The organism is Urinicoccus timonensis (assembly GCF_900232945.1).
Lineage (GTDB): Bacteria > Bacillota > Clostridia > Tissierellales > Peptoniphilaceae > Urinicoccus > Urinicoccus timonensis.
In genome coordinates, this window is the sequence record NZ_OCTU01000001.1 from 159,425 (window position 1) to 178,293 (window position 18,869).

Consider the following 18,869-nt stretch of genomic DNA (forward strand, 5'->3'; position numbering starts at 1 on the left):
GGTAAAATATCATGCTAAAAATTGGAGAAAATATTCTTCAGAAGCGAAAAGAAAGAGGCATAACTCAGGAAGAATTAGCAGAATTTATGATGGTAACAAAGGCTTCCGTATCAAAATGGGAGACAGGTCAAAGTTATCCAGATATTTTACTTCTACCAAAACTTGCCACTTTTTTTAATATAAGTGTGGATGAATTAATAGGATATGATCCAGATTTATCTTCAGCTCAAATACAAAAATTTTATATAGACTTAGAGAATCGTGTCCCTGATGCAGGTATGGATAGTATCGTAGAAGATATAAAAATTAAAATTAAACAATACTATTCTTGCTTTGACTTCCTATACTATATGGCTTTGTTTATTTTGAACCATTGTGATTTAGCAACTGATGATTTAAAAAAAGAGGAATATCTAGAATACACAAATAATATACTAAGAAGAGTGTGCGAGCATTCTAAAAATCCTATATTAAAAGAACAGTCATTGAGCTTGAGGGCAGCCTGTTTAATTAGTTTAGGAAAATCAGAAGAAGCATTAAATATTTTACCATCTTCGGACATGCTATCTATATCAAAAGATTGTTTAGTGGCTTCAGCTTATTTAAAAACGAAGAAGGAAAATGAAGCAGATCAAAAACTACAAATAATGATTTATAAGAATGTAATTGATTTAATCACTCTTCTTATGATGAAGAGCAGTTTGCATGATGAGGATTGGGTCGAAACCTTGGAAAGAGTGGAGGATTTAATAGAAACTTTTAATCTTATTGAAATAAATGTTTCTATAGTTTTAAATTTTTATTTATCCTTGGCAACGCACTATATTGAAGATAATAATCTCAAACTTGCTAGTCAATATGTAGAAAAATTACTCAACCTACTAATAGAGAGCAAGGAAAAAACGTTTAAGATAAGAGGCGATGAGTATTTTAATCAAATAGATGAATGGCTTGATGAAAATTTAATATTATCTACGAATCCAAATAGAAGTGACGATATGATTGTTCGCTTTTATATAGATGCAATAGAGAATAATGAAAGTTTTAAAGGAATTATTTCTGAAGGAAAGGTAAAATCATTAGTTGATAAGGTTAAGGAGATTTACTCTCTATAATTAAATAATGCAATCAGATAATTGGGTTTGAACTTAAAACGATTAGAAATAAAAAATCTAGTCGTTTTTTTATTGTAAGAAAGAAAACAAGTGAATCTTTCTATGATGATATAAGACTTTTACTTATATAAACACAATGTCATCATTTAATGTCAAAAGTATTTGACATTAGAAGCCAAAGGGTATATAATAATGTCAAAAGAATTTGACATAAGGAGGTCAATATGAATCTTATAAAATTTATCGAGTCAAATCAAATGTTTGGTATAGGTTTGTTATGGCTATTTCTGGTTGCTTCACTAGTATGTACCTTAATTATGATAGTAACCTTAATTAAAAAAGGAGATGAAAGAAAGGGATATGTTGTAAGAAAATCTGGATTAACAGCATTAGTGGTAGGGATAATATTCCTAATTTTAAACATAATTTGGAACATTTTCTTTGAGCAAAATTCTAGTATAGGATTTGAAGATAATCCGATAATTTATGTCGGTATAATATCAATAGCCTTTAATATTTCCTACCTAATTAATATGAGGAAGTATAGGTAAGACAAATGAAAAATCACATCAAAGAATTTAGAACCGATAAAGGATTGTTGCAACAAGAATTAGCAGATATATGCGGAGTCACTAGACAAACTGTTAATGCTATTGAAAATAATAAGTACGATCCAACTCTTGAGCTTGCTTTTAAATTAGCAACAGCTCTTGAGACCACTGTAGATGAATTATTCATATATGAATAAAAATATTGAGTAAAATTTTCTTAAAGTGCCTATGATTTTAGGCACTTTTTGCATATCTAATTTTAGAGATGATAATATAATATTTTTAATAGTTAAACTTTGAAAGGGATAGCAGAAATGTTATCTCTTTTTTATTACAAGAAAGGAGATTAGTATGAAAAAATTAGAGCAAATAAGACAAGAGTCAAAAGAAATAAAAGATAAAATAGACGATACAGAAGAAAGATTAAGGCAACTAAAAAATCAAGAAAATAAGATATTAAAACAAGACATAGTAAAAAGAAGAAAAGAAAGAACTCATAGGCTAATAACAAGAGGAGCAATCTTAGAAAGCCTTATAGAAAATGCAGAAGAACTAACAGATGAAGAAATAAAAATCCTACTAGAAGAAGCAACAAAGACAAAAGAATTTAAAGAAACACTAAGAATAATGAGAGAAAATTAAGAAAAATAAAATAATCAAATCTCCCTTAGATTTTCTAAGGGCGCAATTATACACCCTAAAGGGTGCTTGCGTCCTGCGGAGCTAAACCCTTGCAAGGAGCAACAATCATTCGCTTTTTAAAAGTCAAGGGTAAATAAACTCGCTAACGCTCGCCCTTGACTTTTAAAATTTGAAATGAACAAAACAATTAAGCCGACATACTGAAACAACAAAAATTAATTCAGTAGTCGGCTTTTTCTATTCTATCATTTCAAAACGCTCATTCACAACGAGGATATAAAAATCTATTAAGCCTCCACCTAAAACAACAAAAAAAGAAAGGAAGTGATAAAAATGGCAGACAGTTTTCATTTTTCAGTAAACATAATATCAAGAGGAAAAGGCAAAAGTGCAGTAGCAAGTGCAGCATATATAAGTGGAGAAAAAATAAAAAATGAATGGGACGGAGTAACCCATGACTATACAAGAAAAGAAAAAGTATTAGTAAAAAATATAATATTGCCTGATCATATACCGAAAGAATTTAATGATAGGTCTACCCTATGGAATAAAGTAGAAATGGCAGAAAAAAATTCTAATGCACAACTAGCAAGACAATTCATAATAGGACTACCAAAAGAATTAACTTTAAGTGAAAATAAAAACCTAGTTGAAAGATTTATAAAAGAAAATCTAACATCACAAGGAATGATAGTAGATTATGCAATTCATGATGAGAGTCAAGATAAAAATGGAAATATCCATTGTCATATAATGACCATAATGCGACCCATAAACGAAAAAGGAGAGTTCTTAGCAAAGTCAAAAAAAGAATATATCCTAGATGAAAAAGGAGAAAAGATTTTAAACAAAAATGGAAAACCTAAGACAAGAAAAGTAGAACTAACAACCTGGAACGATAAAGGCAATGTAGAAAAATGGAGAGAAAATTTTTCAGACCTTTGCAATAAATATCTAGCAAAAAACAAGATAGAAAAAAGAGTAGACCATAGGAGTTTTAAAAGACAAAATTCAGATTATCTACCGACAATCCATTTAGGATCAGCAGCAAGTGCAATGGAAAGAAAGGGAATAGAAACTGACAAGGGAAACTATAATAGGGAAATAAGAAAATATAACGAACTTGTGAAAACAATAAAAGAAGAGATAAAAACATTAAAGGGTTGGATAGGAAATCTATTAGATAACTTATCTACTGCTTATGAAAAATTTAAGGATATAGAAAGGGATAAGGTAATAGACAACCCTAAACTTTTCAATCTAACAAATTATCTATTAACTTATTCAGAAATTCAAAAAGAAAAAAGTAAATATCTAAAAGGATATGCAAAAACTAATAAAGAAAAATATGACTTTAAAAAGCTAACGAGTGCATATAGTTATTTAAGAAAAAATAACATAGAAACCATAGGTCAGTTACAAACAAAAATAGAAACTTTAAAGTCCAATAGTTACAAACTAAATAAAAAAGCAAAGACAATTCATAAAGAAATGGAAGATGTAGAAAAGAAAATTCTATACTATGAAATATACAAAGCCAAAAAAGGAGTTTATGAAGAATATCAAAAGAAAAATATATTCACAAAAGACACATTCTATAACAAACATAAGAAAGACATAGACCAATATAAGGTAGTAAGCGAGAAATTAAAAAAACTCCTATCAGATAAGGAAAAACTAAGTCCTAAAAAATGGAATGAAGAAAAAAATCTTTTAATGGTAAATCTTGAAGAAATAAATAAAGAAAAAGACAAGATAAAAGATGAATACCAGGAAATTAATCATATAAAATATTCAGTAGATTTTGTAAACAAAGAATTAGGCATAGACTTATCCATAGAAATAGATAAGCTAATAAAACAAGGTGAAAAACCAAGTGTAATAGCACAGATTAAAAAATTCCAAGACCAAGTTATTAAAGACAATCAATACAGAGAAATGATGAAAAACAAGAAAATGGATCAAGAAAGATAAGACCTGGTAAAAATATCTTATCCAAGCTATAATATGACCAAGAAAATAAAGGCAGATCTAGGAGGTAATAGAGATGAATAAAAGGCAAGAGCTAATAGACGAACTCATAAAAGCAGATCAAGATGGAACATACAAAACATATAAAAGCACAGAAGAAATAAAAGCGATGAGCAATGAAGAAATACAGATTATATATTCCAACATGAAAAACTATCTATCAGACAAAAGAACACACATAAACTACTAAAGGTGGAAAAGCAAAATAAGAGCAGAAAAACAATAAAAGGTACAAAGACCTAAGAAATATATAAAAACATCAAAATAAGCGTTCCACCATCAACAACAACTAAACAAAAACAATCAAAGGGAAGTATAGAAAAATTAAAGCCTATAATTCCCTTTTTTTAATTCAAACAAAGGAGATAAAACATGATAAACGAAGAAATAAGCAAAGAAGCAGGTCAAGCTGCACAAACCATAATAACATACACAATAAAGGCAGCAAAAGAATCAATCAACTTAGACAAAGAAATAAGAAAAAAGATGAATGATACTTTAGAGAAAGCCAATGGAAACCTAAAAAGCCTTATGGGCGATGAAATGAAAATAAAAGACCTATATAAAAAAGGACAACTAGAAAATATAAGCATAGATCAAAGCGACCTCAAAGGCTTAAAAAAAGAACTAAACAAACTTGGAGTAAGTTTCTCAGTAATGAAAAACAAAGAAAACCAAAACTATGAAATATTCTTCCAAGCCAAAGACATAAAAGTAATGGAATATGCCTTTAAACAAGTCATAGCCAAAGAAAATAAAAAAGAAAAAGAAAGTATCCTAAAGCAAATAAAGAAATACAAAGACCTATCTAAGAACAAGGATAAGACAAAAGAAAAAGTCAAAAGGAAAGTAAAAGAAAAAGTAAAACCAAGCAAAAAAGATATGACCAGATAAATCTAAGGGAGTAACGAAAAGTTACACCCTTAAATAACCACAATAACAAGACTTCCGAAAAGCAGAAGTCCAGAATTCCGAAAATCGGAAATCAAGAATTTCGATTATCGAAAATCAAGAAAGGAGCAGATATGACAACAAACAAAAGATATTATTGGATAAAATTAAAAGAAGAATTTTTCACAGACAAAATAAACAGAGGACATTGTCCTTAATGAGTCCAACCCATGTCCGACAAGAGATAGAGAAAGATATAGAGATAGATAAAGAGAGAGAGGGAGAGATAGAAAAGATTTAACATTTTTGGTATAATCACATTAATTAAACTAAATGTGTAATGATAAAATGAGCTTGTTTACCGTAAGCTGATTGTGATAAAAAGATTAAAACTCCCACCATTGGTGAAAGAGATAGAATAAAATAAAAAGAATCAGATTGGAGTGATGAGAATGGATAAAAAAGATTTAGCTATTATAGGAGATAGTGAATATATAAAAATGCTTGAGAAAATAAAAAAATCATATACAAGCAGGCAACTTAAAGCAGCAGTTTCGGTCAATTCTGAAATGCTAAAGTTTTATTATAGTTTAGGAGAAGAAATTATTAGCTTAAAGGCAGAAAGCAGATGGGGAAGCGGATTCTATAAAAAATTAAGTTCGGATTTAAAAAATGAAATTCCCAATGTCAAAGGATTTTCTGTTACTAATTTAAAATATATGAAAAAATTTTATCAAATGTATTCGCTATTAAATCGTCCACAAGCTGTGGACGAATTACAAATATCTAAAGTCGGCGGAGATTTTAATATGATTTTTAGTATCCCATGGGGACATCAAAGATATATTATGGATAGATGTGAGGGAAATTTGAATAAAGCATTTTTCTTTATATCTAAAACATTAGAAAATAGCTGGAGCAGAGCTGTGCTTTTAAATTTCTTGGATACAGATCTATTTGAGAGACAAGGAAAAGCAATAACAAATTTCAAAAATAATTTGCCTGCTACACAAAGTGATTTAGCCAATGAAATGACGAGAGATCCGTATAATTTTGACTTTATATCTATAAGGCAAAATTATGATGAAAAAGAATTGAAAGACGCTTTGATGGATAATATTCAAAAATTCTTATTGGAGCTAGGGACAGGTTTTTCGTTCGTGGGCAGAGAATATAGACTTGTAGTTGGAAATTCCGAAGAATTTATTGATATGTTATTCTACAACATTAAGCTACATTGCTATGTAGTTGTGGAGGTTAAAATTTCCGCATTTAAACCAGCGGATATAGGACAACTTGGAACCTATGTAACATCTGTAAACCATATATTAAAGGGAGATGGGGATAATCAAACAATAGGTCTTTTAATCTGTAAGACAAAGGATAATGTATTGGCAAAATATGCTTCTGAAAGCTCAAGAGAGCCTATTGGAATTTCAGAATATCAACTACAAAACTTAATTCCTGAAAGGTTAAAGGGAGCATTACCAACCATAGAAGAAATTGAAAACGAACTAAAATAAATTTTAAAAACATAATAAATGTACACAAGGCGGTAGAAGTAAAAACTATCGTCTTTTTTTATTTAAAGAAAGGTAGGAGAGCATGGCAGATAAAAGAATGTTTTCACTAAAGATAGTGGATAGCGACTTATTTTTGGATATGCCACTAAGTAGTCAATGCCTATATTTTCATTTATCAATGAGGGCAGATGATGATGGTTTTGTAAATAATCCTAAGAAAATCATCAAAATTATCGGAGCTAATGAAGATGACCTAAAAATACTTATTGCCAAAGGCTTTGTGATAGTCTTTGATCAGGGAATTATTGTCATTACTCATTGGAAGATAAATAACTTTATTAGAAAAGACAGATATAAGCCAACAATGTATATCGATCAGAAACAACAGCTTTATCAAACGGAAAACGGAGCATATATTTCAGAAGAAAAAGTTGGTTGTCATCTGGTTAACCAAAGGTTGTCAAGTGGTCAACCCAGTATAGATAAGGGTAGATTAGATAAGGTTAGTATAGATAAGGGGAGAGAAGAACAGTCCACCCCCATTTTTTATGGAGAATTCAAAAATGTAAGGTTAAGCGAAGAAGAATATAAAAACCTTAAAGAAAAATTAAACTCACACGCAGAAATAATGATAAATAAACTATCCAGATACATGGAAAGCAGTGGTAAGACCTATCAAAACCACTATGTGACAATCTTAAAATGGTATGAAGAAGATAAAGATAAACTAAGACATCAAGGTGGAAATAAAAAAATGAACTATGACGTAGGAGAATCTTTATAGATAAAAAGAGGTGGAAAGCCACTATTAAAGGCTTTAAGTATGAAAAGGTATAAAAGTATGCCAGAGATAATAAAAATGTAAATATGACACTTAAAAGGCGATTAGAAAATTAAAAATCTAATCGCCTTTTTTTATTGCATGAAAGGATAAGCTATGACAAAAAGACAAACAAAATACATTGTAAAAAGAAATTATGATAATAGAAGAACAGACACAGACGCTTTTCTAAGACTAATAAGAAAATCAAGCAAAATAAGTAAGGACAATGAAATTGAGTATAACAAATATAATATTGATAGTAATAAAAAAGAGTGCTATAATAAAAATAGTTTTAGAGAAAGTTGTGTTATTTCTGAAAACTCAAACAAGGAGGAATAGGAAATGATACAAACAAATTCAAATCACTTTTCATTCAAAGCTGCAATTTATTGCAGACTATCTAAAGATGATGAGCAGAAAGGAGAGAGTGCCAGCATAAAAAACCAAAAGGAACTTTTAGAAAACTATGTAAAATCAAGGGGTTGGAGTATTTACGATGTATATATAGATGATGGATATACTGGATTAAATACAAATAGACCATCATTTCAAAGACTAATTAGAGATATTGAAAATAAAAAAGTGGATATAGTAATCACTAAGGACTTATCAAGGCTTGGAAGAAACTATTTGCAGACTGGATACTATACAGAAAATTTCTTCCCAAAGAACAATGTCAGATATATAGCTTTAAATGATGGAGTAGATACCTTTCAAGAAAACAATGAAATAGTTCCTTTTAAAAATGTTTTAAACGAGTTTTATTCAAGAGATGTTTCCAAAAAGATGAAATCTGCCTATATGACAAGGGCAAGGCAAGGAAAATTTATTGGTTGTCTTGCTCCAATAGGATATAGGAAAGACAATGATGATCCACATAAATTAGTAATCGATGATGAAACTTCATGGATTGTTGAAAAAATTTTTGATCTTGCTTTTAGTGGTTATGGAGTCCAGGCAATTAGGAGAAGACTTTTTGAAGAAAAAATACCTACACCTACCTGGTGGAATAGAAAAAAAGGACTTAGAAATAAAAAAACTAAGTTAGAAATGACCGTAGATGGTGGAGAGTATTGGTGGGACTGCACAACCCTAAAAGAAATTATTGAAAACCCAGTTTATATTGGTCATATTGCTAGTCAAAAAGTTAATTATAAATTCAAAGTAGGTTGGTTATCCGATAAACCTAAAGAGGAATGGATAATCGTAGAAAATACACACGAACCAATTATTTCTGAAGATATTTATAATATAGCAAATGAAAAATTAAAGAGCAGGAGAAGACCATTTAAAAATGGAGAAGAAAGTATATTTGCAGGCATTGTGAAATGTCCCGATTGTGGAAAATCTTTAAATCTTGGAAGAAACAAATCGAAAAAAAGAGAAAAGTTACTCACTTGTAACACTTATAGAAGATATGGAAAGTCATTATGTAGTCAACATAGAATTTATTACGATACTCTTTATGAGATAGTGCTTAAAGATATTAGAAAAAATGCAGAAATAGCATTAAAAGACGAAAAAGAAATCATAAAAGCACTTGAAAGATCACGAGAAATTGATAATGAAGAAGAACAAAAATTTATTATGGATAAGATTTACGAAGATCAAATAAGAGTAGAAGACTTAACTAAAAAGATTGAAAGATTATATGATGACTGGCTAGACAATAAGATAAGTGAAAGTAACTTCCAAAAAATTCTTGAAAAATCACAGAAAGAACAAGATTATCTAAACCAAAGAATAGAAGATAATCAAAAATTGATTGTAAAAGAAAATCTTGAAGATATTAATGTTAAAAAATGGATTGAACTCATAAAAAAACATAGGGATATAAAGAAGCTGGACAAAGAAACCTTAAACGAACTCATCTCAAAAATCTATGTTCACGAAAAAGAAGTAGTGAATGGAGAAATCACCCAAACAATTGATATTTACTACAATTTCATAGGAAATACAGACACACTACAAGTATTTTACAATCTCTAATTAGGCATAAAGCAGCTTATGGCTGGTGGAGGAATTGTGCTAATCGGTATCAAATTAATTCCACTACTTGCAAATGCTTTAAATTAGGAGAAAGTCTATGTTTGGTATCTTTGACAAGCTAACTGAATTTTTTAAGGATATGCTACTCGGAGGTATCAAAGCAAATCTTGAGTCCATGTTCTTAGATATAAATGACAAGGTAGGAGTTATTGCAACTGATGTTGGGAAGACACCAATGGGTTGGAATGGAGAAGTGTATAACTTCATAAAGAACATTAATGATAATGTGATTGTTCCAATAGCAGGTCTTATCATAACAGCAGTTTTATGTATTGAACTCATAAATATGGTTATGCAAAAGAATAATATGCATGATACAGATACTTTTGAGTTTTTTAAATACATTATAAAGATGTTTATAGCAGTCTACCTTGCAAGCCATGCCTTTGAATTTTCAATGGCAGTCTTTGATGTGGCACAAAATCTTGTAAACAAAGCGGCAGGGGTAATCACTACTTCTGCCACTGTTTCAGGAGATCAGATAGTTGCAATGGTTGATACATTAAAAGAAAAAGATGTTGGTGCATTAATAATGATATTAGTTGAAACAAGCCTTGTAAGGATTGCAATTCAATGTATATCTTTAACTATTACCTTAATAGTATATGGGCGTATGTTTGAAATATATGTCTACTCATCAGTATCATCCATACCATTTGCGACTATGGGAAATAAAGAATGGGGTCAGATTGGAACAAATTATATCAAGGGACTTTTTGCCTTGGGACTACAAGGTTTGTTTTTGATGGTATGTTTAGGTATCTACACCGTTTTAATAAGAACGGTACAGATTACAGATATTCACGCAAGCTTGTTTAGTATATTAGGATATGCTCTACTACTTGGACTTATGATGTTTAAGAGTGGAACAGTTGCAAAAAGTATTATGAATACACACTAGGAGGAATAAATGTTAAAAAAGAAAAATTGTGCTTTATTGGGACTTGGAATTTTATTGGGAGGAACTTATGAATTCTTAAAAGAGAAGAAAAGAAATGAAGAGATTAGAAACTTAAAGAGGAGAATAAATAGACTCGGAAGATGTCACAATGAATTTGTTATGTATCAAGGAGCATACAATGATAGAAATGAAGAAAAAAAAGAAGAATTAGAAGAAAGAATTAGCTACCTAGAAGAAGAAACAACATCTAATTATGACCATATACTTGAACTTGCCAAAGAAGAAGTAGAGGGAGATTAAAATGGCATATGTACCAATACCAAAAGATTTGGACAAGATTAAAACAAAGGTTGCCTTTAACTTAACTAAAAGACAACTTATAGGTTTTTCTGTGGCAGGACTAATTGGCATACCAACCTATTTATTTATGAAGAAATATCTACCTAATGATGTTTCAATTATTGTAATGCTAATAGTAACCCTGCCAATCTTTTTTATAACCTTATATGAAAAAGACACCTTAACTTTTGAAAAATATTTTAAATTTTTCTATCTTCATAAATTTTATCAACCAACTAAGAGAATAAGAAAGGAGGCATACATTGAAGCAAAGAAAAAAGCAAATCAGCGACTTAAATCTAAGGGAAAAACAATTAAAAAAAGACCGAAAGGAAGTAAGAAACCAAAAAACAAAGAAAGATCCAACAAATAGTCTTCTAAGTGTACTTTTAAAGAAAGAGAAAAAGAGATTTACTGTTGAGGACACTATTCCATATATAAGAATGTTACCAGAGGGCATTTGCCAGTTAGATGAAAAAAATTATTCAAAGACAATTTCATTTCAAGATATAAATTACCAGTTGGCATTGGAAGAAGATAGAGATTTAATCTTTAACCAATTTGCCAACTTTTTAAATTCTTTTGATCCAAGTGTCCACATTGAACTTTCATATGTAAATCAATTAGGAAGAAATAAAGACCTACAAGACGCAATTAAAATTGCTGATAAGGGAGACTTCTATGACGATGTAAGAAAAGAGTTTAGGGAGATGTTAAAGCTTCAACTTGCAAAGGGCAATAACGGACTTAAAAAGATGAAGTATATAACCTTTAGCACAGAAGCCGATAACCTAGAGCAAGCAAGAGCAAAGTTAAATAGACTTGAAGTAGATATTTTATCTAACTTTAAATCTATGGGAGTAAGAGCAGAAAGCCTTGATGGAGAAGAAAGGTTAAGACTTGTTCACGATATGTTAAATCCAGACAAAAACTTTGATTTTTCATATAAAGATTTGAAGAAGAAAGAGTCTACAAAGTCACATATAACTCCCAATATCTTTAATTTTACACCAGCAAATAATTTTAAATTTGGGAAATTCATTGGAGCTGTAAGTCATTTTCAAATACTTGCAAGTGAGTTATCAGACAGAATGTTATCTGAGTTTTTAGATATTGATGACAATATTTATGTAGCTTTTCATATAGATGTAGTTGAACAAGCAGAAGCTATTAAACTTATTAAGAGAAAGAACACAGACCTAGACAGAATGAAAATCGAAGAACAAAAGAAAGCAGTTCGAGCAGGATATGATATGGATATTATTCCTTCAGATATAAATACTTTTGGGGCTGATGTTAAGTCCATGTTATCTGACTTACAGAATAGAGATGAAAGGCTCTTTGTAGTTACCATAGTAATGATGAATTTTGCTAGGACTAATCAAAAATTAGAAAACACTATTGCTCAAATATCATCAATTGCAAACAGACATAATTGTCAGGTAAAAAGATTATCTCATCAACAAGAACAAGGACTTGTTTCTGTCTTACCTTTAGGAGTTAATCAAGTCGAAATAAAAAGATTTTTAACTTCATCATCAACGGCAGTATTTATGCCTTTTACAACAGAAGAGCTATTTATTGATTCAGCAAATTCTTTGTACTATGGATTAAATGCCCTTAGCCAAAACTTGATTATGGCAGATAGGAAGAAACTAAAGAACCCTAACGGATTAATATTAGGAACACCAGGTTCTGGTAAATCTTTCTCGGCAAAGAGAGAGATGGAAAATGCAATTCTTGTAACAGATGATGATGTAATTATTTGTGATCCTGAAGGCGAGTATTCAAACCTTGTAAAACAATTTAATGGAGAAGTTATTAAAGTTTCAGCAAAGTCAAAGGACTATCTAAATCCACTAGATATAAATATGAACTATGGAGATGGGGACGCACCTTTAAAGGATAAGGCAAACTTCATAATGTCTATGCTTGAACTTGTAGTAGGAGGATCTGGTCTTACTGCTGCAGAAAAATCTGTTATAGACAGGTGCTTACCAAAGATATATCAAAAATATTTTGAAGACCCAAAACCAGAAAATATGCCTATATTAGGAGATTTATACGATATGCTCCTATCTCAAGAAGAGGGAGTCGGTAGAAAACTAGCAACAGAAATGGAAATTTATGTTAAGGGAAGTCTTAATGTCTTTAATAATAGGTCAAATGTTGACCTAAATAGGCAACTGCTCTGTTTTGATATAAAAGAGCTAGGAACACAACTTAAAAAAATAGGTATGCTTGTAATTCAAGACCAGGTTTGGAACAAGGTTTCCCTAAATAGAGGAAGCAAGTCTACAAGATACTATATAGATGAGTTTCACCTTTTATTAAAAGACCCACAAACTGCTTCATATTCAGTAGAAATCTGGAAAAGATTTAGAAAATGGGGCGGTATTCCAACAGGTATAACTCAAAACGTAAAAGACCTTTTAACAAGTCAAGAAATTGAAAATATCTTTGACAATACAGACTTTGTTCTAATGTTAAATCAAGCATCTGGAGATAGAGATATTCTTGCTAAGAAATTAAAAATATCGCCTTATCAGTTAAACTATATTACTAATTCAAATGCAGGTGAGGGATTACTATTTTTTGGAAATACTATTGTTCCATTTATAGATAAATTCCCTAAAGACACCATGTTATATAAGCTTATGACAACTAAACCGGAAGAAGCTAAGTAGGTGCAACATGGATAAAAAACTAAAAAAAGATTTTCTAAAGAAAATTATACGAAATAGGGACGCTCCTGAAAAGAATCTTGAAAGTAAACTTGTTCATTCAGATGATTATACCAATAAGATTATTAAGACTAAGGATAGGTTCGGAAATAAAATTTCAGAAAAAGAATCTAAACTTATTCATGAGAATGTATCATCTAAAGAACAAAAACAAAATAAGCTAAAAGATTTTCAGAAGTCTAAAAACAAGGAAAGAATCAGAAAAGAAGTTTTAGAAAATAAGGATAAGGCTGAAGAAACAAAACAAGCTAATCTTGAAATAAGGACAGATGAAAGCTTTAAACTTGATGAAGACTTAGATGTAGACTTCAAAAAGGTAAATTTTGATAGTGAAAACAGTAGAAATATTAATTCTAATAAACTAACAACAGATGATATTTCAGCTAAGGCTCAACCAATAAGCAATAAGAAGGTATCAAGTAAAAGACAAGTTCTTAAAAATTATGAGGATAAACTTATCCATAGTAAGGATAAATTCCAAGACAAAATAAACGAGAAAGAGTCTAAGCGAATCCAGACAAGTGAAGATAAACCTATCGAAGCAAAGAAAAGCAAGAGAGTATATAGAAAAGATAAGCTTGTTAAAGATGAAGTAAGTAAGAGCGAAAGTAATACTAATATCGATAAAAAGCAAAAGCAGAAGCTTTATCAAGAAAAGAAGTTTAGGGATAGGGAAAAATTTTCTAAAGAAATAGATAAAGAGAGTAAGCTAAGCCAAGTTGATACAGAAAAAACTTTTGATAATCCTGAGTTTAAAGACAATAATCAAGAATTTATAAAAGATGAAAAGGAAACAAGCCTTAAACCTTCAGAACAAAAGAAAGTTAATAAAAAGAAGACTTACTACAAGAGAAAAAATTATGAGAGTGATAAATTCACTCGTAAGAAAATCGATGACTTAAAAAATGAATCTAAGAAAGTTTCAACGAAAGATTCTAAGAAGGCACAAGATGTTAAAGACTTTATCTCAGATAAAAAGATTGGAGAACTTGAAAAGTCTAAAAGCAAGCTAAAGGATAATATTTTAAAGAATAAAACTAAAGGAAGTCTATCTTCTGGGGTTTTATTATCTGGAGCTAAGTCTTCAGAGCTAGTGAGAGATTATTTAAGTTCAGGGTCTGATAATACTGGTGTAGAATCTGGAGAAAAGGCCGCTAATGTAAGCTCTAAGCTTCAGCATGGAATAAGGAAGTATAAGATAGACAAAAAGAAAAAGTCCTTAAAAAAGCTATCTAAACTTGATAAGAAAATAAGAAAGAGAAAAAGCAAGTTGGAGTTTAAAAATGGATTAGAAGATTTAAAAAAGTCAGATGCCTATATAAAGAAAAATAGATTTAAGAAGTTTTACCAGAGAAAACAAATGAAGAGCATGATAGCTAAAAAGCACGAAACAAGACTGGTAGATAGAGTTAAAAAAGCTATTTTAAGTTTAGGTAAAGCTTCTAAAGAGCTAATCGTAAGAAAAAGTAAGATGGTTTTATTTGTGGTAATAGGACTAGGTCTTATGCTATCAATCATGGTTGGTGGCGGAAGTGTTGGGATGAGTGGACTGAGTAACTCAGTGAACTCAGTAATGACAACAACATATCTATCACAAGATACAGTTCTAAGTGAAGTTAATCAAGAATTTTCATCAATGGAGTATGACCTACAATCACAAATCGAAAGTGTAAAAACAAGTCATCCTGGATATGACGAATATATTATAAACAAAGAAGGAGAAATTGGTCATAATACCCATGAGCTTTTATCCTATATAACTTCAAGATGTGGAGAAGTAAAATCAGCATCTGAAGTAAAAGGAATTTTAAAAGAACTTTTCGATAAGATGTATAAACTTGATTTTAAAGAAGAAATTGAAATTAGAACAAGAACAGTAGCAAGAACTAGATATGATAGTCGTGGTAATCCTTATACTAGCTATGAAAAAGAAGAGTACGAATATAAAAAGTTAATTGTAACTTTAAAGAAAAAAGAAATGGATGAAGTTGTTAGGGAAATATTTAAAGATTATCCAGACAATGTAGTTCATTATGAAGCTCTTCTTGAAGCTAAGGGAAATATGGGAGATGTTTTTGGATCAGGTAATGGGGACTTAGGAGAAATAGTAGATAATCCAAACTTTGGAAATCCTGGTCTTGCTTTTGATTCAGCTACTGCCAAAGCCTTATTTAATGAAGCAGAAAAACATATAGGCAAAAGATATGTGTTTGGAGCAAGTGGACCATCTAACTTTGACTGCTCAGGATTTGTATGTTGGTCATTTACAAAGTCTGGTGTAAAGAGAATGCCAAGAACAACTGCATGGAGAATATACAAAGACTATTGTAATCCAGTAAGTCCAAGTGAAGCTCAACCTGGAGATATTATATTTTTCCACTCAACATATAACAGTGGGACACCAATATCTCATGTAGGAATATACGCAGGTAACGGAATGATGATTCACGCAGGAGATCCAATTCAATACACATCAATAAATTCAAAATATTGGAAATCACACTTTTATGGTTTTGGAAGACCAAGATAGAAGGGAGATATTATGTGAACAGAAAACTTGTAAGTATTAGGAATAAAAAGAAAAAAATAGAAGAGAAATTGAAAGATTTAAATGCAAAATACAAGGAAATTTGCGATGAAGAAATACAAGTTGAAAATGAAGAAATAATTGTAACTCTTAGGAGGAACAATATTAGCTTGGAAGAATTAATGGAGAAAATCAATGATAGAAAAAGAGAAGAAAAATTAAAAGAAAAGGAGAACATTCATAATGAAGAAATTTAATACGAACAGACTAAGAGCCTTTTTTATGGCTCTTTTATTAGTTTTAACATCAACTTCAACTACTAATGTACTAGCTAAAGCTGATGATACAGATGGTAGTAAAAAAGTGATAGAAAGTTCAATAAGTAATATTAATGATTTAGAAAATCAGATCAAAGACTTAAATGATAAGAAACAAGAAGACCAATCAAAGATAGATGAATTAAAGGAAAAGTTAGAATCTTGCAAAGATAATGGAGAGAAACTAAAACAAGAAAAAACTAAGCTAGAAGAAGAAATTAGAGATAAAGATAATAAGATTGCTCAATTAAATAAAGAAATTGAGGATCTTAAAAATTCTAATAATGATGAACTAATAGCAGAAATTACTCTGCTTAAAGATGAATTAAAAAGATTACAAGATGAAAATGCAAAACTAAAAGAAGATTATTCATCTACAAAATGGGAGTTAGAAGCTGAGAAAGAAAAGACCGATAAAAACGAAAATAAAATCAAAGAAATGCAAGAAAAGCTTGAGTCTTTAGAAGGGGAACTTGCAAAGAAGACTAAAGAAATTGAAGATAAAGATAATAAAATTAAGGGTTTGGAAAAAGCTCTTGATGAAAAAGATACTAAGATAAAAGACTTAGAGTCTAAAAAGAAAGAAACAGAAAGTTCTAAGTCAGAATGCTTTAAGAAAATTGAAGAGCTTCAAAAGGCTATTGATAGTTTAAAAGAATCTTCTGAAAATACAAAAAAAGAATTAGAAGATAAGATTAAAGGACTAGAAGAAAAACAAAAAGCTTCTGAAGAAGAAATTAAAAAGCTAAAAGAAGAATTGGATAAGAAAATTGAAGAAGCAAAGAAGTTAATCGAGGAAGCAAATAAAAAATCGAAAGAAGAACTCGAAAAACAATCTAAAGATGAAAAAGACAAAAATCTAAACCAAGACTTATCTAAGAAATTAGATGAGCTTCTAAAACTCCAAAAAGAAAACAAAGAGAAGAAAGAAGATAAGAAATCTCAAGATAAGAAGTGGGACGAACTTTTGAAAGCTGATGACAAGAATATCCTAAATCAATTTGATCTTAACAAGATGAAAGAGCAAGATAAACAATTGGACAAAAAACAAGTTAAAGATGAAAAAGAATTTGCAGTTTTCCAAGTAGACAAAAACTTTTATAACATTATCAACAAAGATGGTAAGACAACAGTCTATATGGATGTAAAGACTTATGTGGATAAAGGAAGAACTATGATTCCAGTAAGATATATTGCTTATACTTTAGGTTTTAATGTTGAGTATGACAACTCTACTCGTGAAGCTATTTTCTCAAATAAAGAGAATAATATCCTAGCTAAAAAGACATTAAGACTAAATATTGATACTGGTGTCATGAAAGATTCAGATGGAAAAGTCTACAATTCAGATGTTAAGCCAGTGATTATAAATGGAAGAATTCATGCATCAATTTCAAACATTGCCAAAGCTTTTGGAGCAAGTCATGGGGATATTAAAGATGGTAAAAACCAAACAATAGAATGGGACAATGCTAGAAAAGCAGTCTATGTATTTAAAAATGTAAAATAAGAAAGGATAGAAAAATGAATAAGAGCATTAAACGAGGAGTAGCCATAGCGTTACTCCTTTTTACATTTACAGTACCAGCAACTACATTTGCAATGACAAATGAAGGGCAAATAGAAAGTCAAAACGAATCAATCTATGAACCACAAAAAGAAGAATTTGAAAAAATGTTGAAAGATGATGTTTTTACACCATCAAAAGAAGAAATCCCTTATCAAGATGTTCCAAGAATACCAGGAAATACAAGTGAAGCAAATAAGCCTTCAAGTAATATTCCAAAGAAAACATCACTTGTAAAAGGTGGTAATACAAAGGCAGTAAATAATCTTGCGACTGGGGAAAATAAAGCAAGAGGGTCAGTAATTGAAAATGTAGATAGGAATGGAAAAGATATTACACCTAGTGGTGATACAGAAAAAGATAAAGAAAATCCAGTAGATGTAAGACAATTTTTAACATTTCAAACCAAAAGTGGAAAAACTATGCACCTAATAGTGGATCACTCATCAAATCAAGATAATGTAAGGCTATTGACAGAAGTAGGAGAGCAAGACCTACTTAATATGATTGAATCAGAAGATAAAAATACCATAAAGGTTGAAGAGCCTAAGAAAGAAGAAGTAAAAAAAGAAGAACCTAAGACTGTTCCAGTAAAAGAAGAAAAGAAAAGCGGGATAGGTTCATTTCTTATTGTTGCACTTGTAATTGGAGGAGTTATAGGAGCAGGATATTATTTTAAGGTAGTTAAATCTAAGGAAGATAAAATGTTGGAAGACTTTGAAGAAGATGATGAGGATTATATTAGTGAGTCAGAAGATGATGACGATGATGAAACTCACGAAGAATCTTTAGATGAAGACGATGAACTATTATTATTATAAGGATATTAAATTTAAGCACAATTGAACT

At 30.2% G+C, this 18,869-nt stretch carries 20 protein-coding genes; all 20 read left to right on the forward strand.

All coding sequences use genetic code 11. From position 1 onward, the window contains the following. Positions 1-11: 11 nt before the first annotated feature. A complete protein-coding gene (locus CS898_RS00705; RefSeq protein WP_099207751.1) occupies positions 12-1,115 on the forward strand; it encodes a helix-turn-helix domain-containing protein in 1,104 nt (367 codons plus the stop codon). Between the two features lie 224 nt (positions 1,116-1,339). Further along, on the forward strand, positions 1,340-1,666 hold the full coding sequence (locus CS898_RS00710) for a hypothetical protein (RefSeq protein ID WP_099207752.1): 327 nt from the start codon (positions 1,340-1,342) through the stop codon (positions 1,664-1,666). 5 nt (positions 1,667-1,671) lie between these two features. Beyond that, the gene (locus CS898_RS00715) at positions 1,672-1,863 is read left to right on the forward strand and encodes a helix-turn-helix transcriptional regulator (protein ID WP_009430407.1); all 192 of its coding nucleotides are present in this window, start codon (positions 1,672-1,674) and stop codon (positions 1,861-1,863) included. A gap of 154 nt (positions 1,864-2,017) precedes the next feature. Next, positions 2,018-2,308 carry a DUF3847 domain-containing protein gene (locus CS898_RS00720; protein ID WP_099207753.1) on the forward strand — a complete coding sequence of 97 codons (291 nt, stop codon included), beginning with the start codon at positions 2,018-2,020 and terminating at the stop codon, positions 2,306-2,308. A 333-nt stretch (positions 2,309-2,641) separates the two neighbouring features. Beyond that, a complete protein-coding gene (mobQ, locus tag CS898_RS00725) occupies positions 2,642-4,282 on the forward strand; it encodes a MobQ family relaxase (protein WP_099207754.1) in 1,641 nt (546 codons plus the stop codon). Positions 4,283-4,355: 73 nt separating this feature from the next. Then, a complete protein-coding gene (locus CS898_RS09865) occupies positions 4,356-4,529 on the forward strand; it encodes a hypothetical protein (protein ID WP_062551877.1) in 174 nt (57 codons plus the stop codon). 182 nt (positions 4,530-4,711) lie between these two features. Continuing rightward, a complete protein-coding gene (locus tag CS898_RS00730) occupies positions 4,712-5,233 on the forward strand; it encodes a PcfB family protein (protein WP_099207755.1) in 522 nt (173 codons plus the stop codon). Positions 5,234-5,682: 449 nt separating this feature from the next. Then, the gene (locus CS898_RS00740; protein ID WP_099207756.1) at positions 5,683-6,753 is read left to right on the forward strand and encodes a PDDEXK nuclease domain-containing protein; all 1,071 of its coding nucleotides are present in this window, start codon (positions 5,683-5,685) and stop codon (positions 6,751-6,753) included. Between the two features lie 82 nt (positions 6,754-6,835). Continuing rightward, entirely contained in the window at positions 6,836-7,537 is a 702-nt protein-coding gene (locus CS898_RS00745) for a replisome organizer (RefSeq protein ID WP_099207757.1), read from the forward strand. 153 nt (positions 7,538-7,690) lie between these two features. Then, on the forward strand, positions 7,691-7,915 hold the full coding sequence (locus tag CS898_RS00750) for a hypothetical protein (protein ID WP_099207758.1): 225 nt from the start codon (positions 7,691-7,693) through the stop codon (positions 7,913-7,915). 3 nt (positions 7,916-7,918) lie between these two features. Continuing rightward, entirely contained in the window at positions 7,919-9,565 is a 1,647-nt protein-coding gene (locus CS898_RS00755; RefSeq protein WP_099207759.1) for a recombinase family protein, read from the forward strand. A 6-nt stretch (positions 9,566-9,571) separates the two neighbouring features. Then, positions 9,572-9,652: a Maff2 family mobile element protein gene (locus CS898_RS00760; RefSeq protein ID WP_115354505.1), complete on the forward strand. Its 81-nt coding sequence runs from the start codon at positions 9,572-9,574 to the stop codon at positions 9,650-9,652. A 10-nt stretch (positions 9,653-9,662) separates the two neighbouring features. Beyond that, positions 9,663-10,526, forward strand: a complete 864-nt coding sequence (locus tag CS898_RS00765; protein ID WP_000466914.1) for a VirB6/TrbL-like conjugal transfer protein, CD1112 family — start codon at positions 9,663-9,665, stop codon at positions 10,524-10,526. Positions 10,527-10,535: 9 nt separating this feature from the next. Further along, positions 10,536-10,826, forward strand: coding sequence for a hypothetical protein (locus tag CS898_RS00770; protein ID WP_099207760.1), 291 nt, complete (start codon positions 10,536-10,538; stop codon positions 10,824-10,826). Position 10,827: 1 nt separating this feature from the next. Next, entirely contained in the window at positions 10,828-11,238 is a 411-nt protein-coding gene (locus CS898_RS00775; RefSeq protein WP_099207761.1) for a PrgI family protein, read from the forward strand. Further along, positions 11,129-13,552, forward strand: a complete 2,424-nt coding sequence (locus tag CS898_RS00780) for a VirB4-like conjugal transfer ATPase, CD1110 family (protein WP_099207762.1) — start codon at positions 11,129-11,131, stop codon at positions 13,550-13,552. The genes CS898_RS00775 and CS898_RS00780 overlap by 110 nt, the downstream gene beginning before the upstream one ends. Positions 13,553-13,559: 7 nt before the next feature. After that, entirely contained in the window at positions 13,560-16,139 is a 2,580-nt protein-coding gene (locus tag CS898_RS00785; protein WP_099207763.1) for a C40 family peptidase, read from the forward strand. A 14-nt stretch (positions 16,140-16,153) separates the two neighbouring features. Further along, the gene (locus tag CS898_RS00790; protein WP_002838498.1) at positions 16,154-16,393 is read left to right on the forward strand and encodes a hypothetical protein; all 240 of its coding nucleotides are present in this window, start codon (positions 16,154-16,156) and stop codon (positions 16,391-16,393) included. After that, positions 16,380-17,963, forward strand: coding sequence for a stalk domain-containing protein (locus CS898_RS00795; RefSeq protein ID WP_099207764.1), 1,584 nt, complete (start codon positions 16,380-16,382; stop codon positions 17,961-17,963). The genes CS898_RS00790 and CS898_RS00795 overlap by 14 nt, the downstream gene beginning before the upstream one ends. A 14-nt stretch (positions 17,964-17,977) precedes the next feature. Next, positions 17,978-18,841, forward strand: coding sequence for a CD1107 family mobile element protein (locus CS898_RS00800; protein WP_099207765.1), 864 nt, complete (start codon positions 17,978-17,980; stop codon positions 18,839-18,841). The last annotated feature ends 28 nt before the right edge of the window (positions 18,842-18,869 follow it).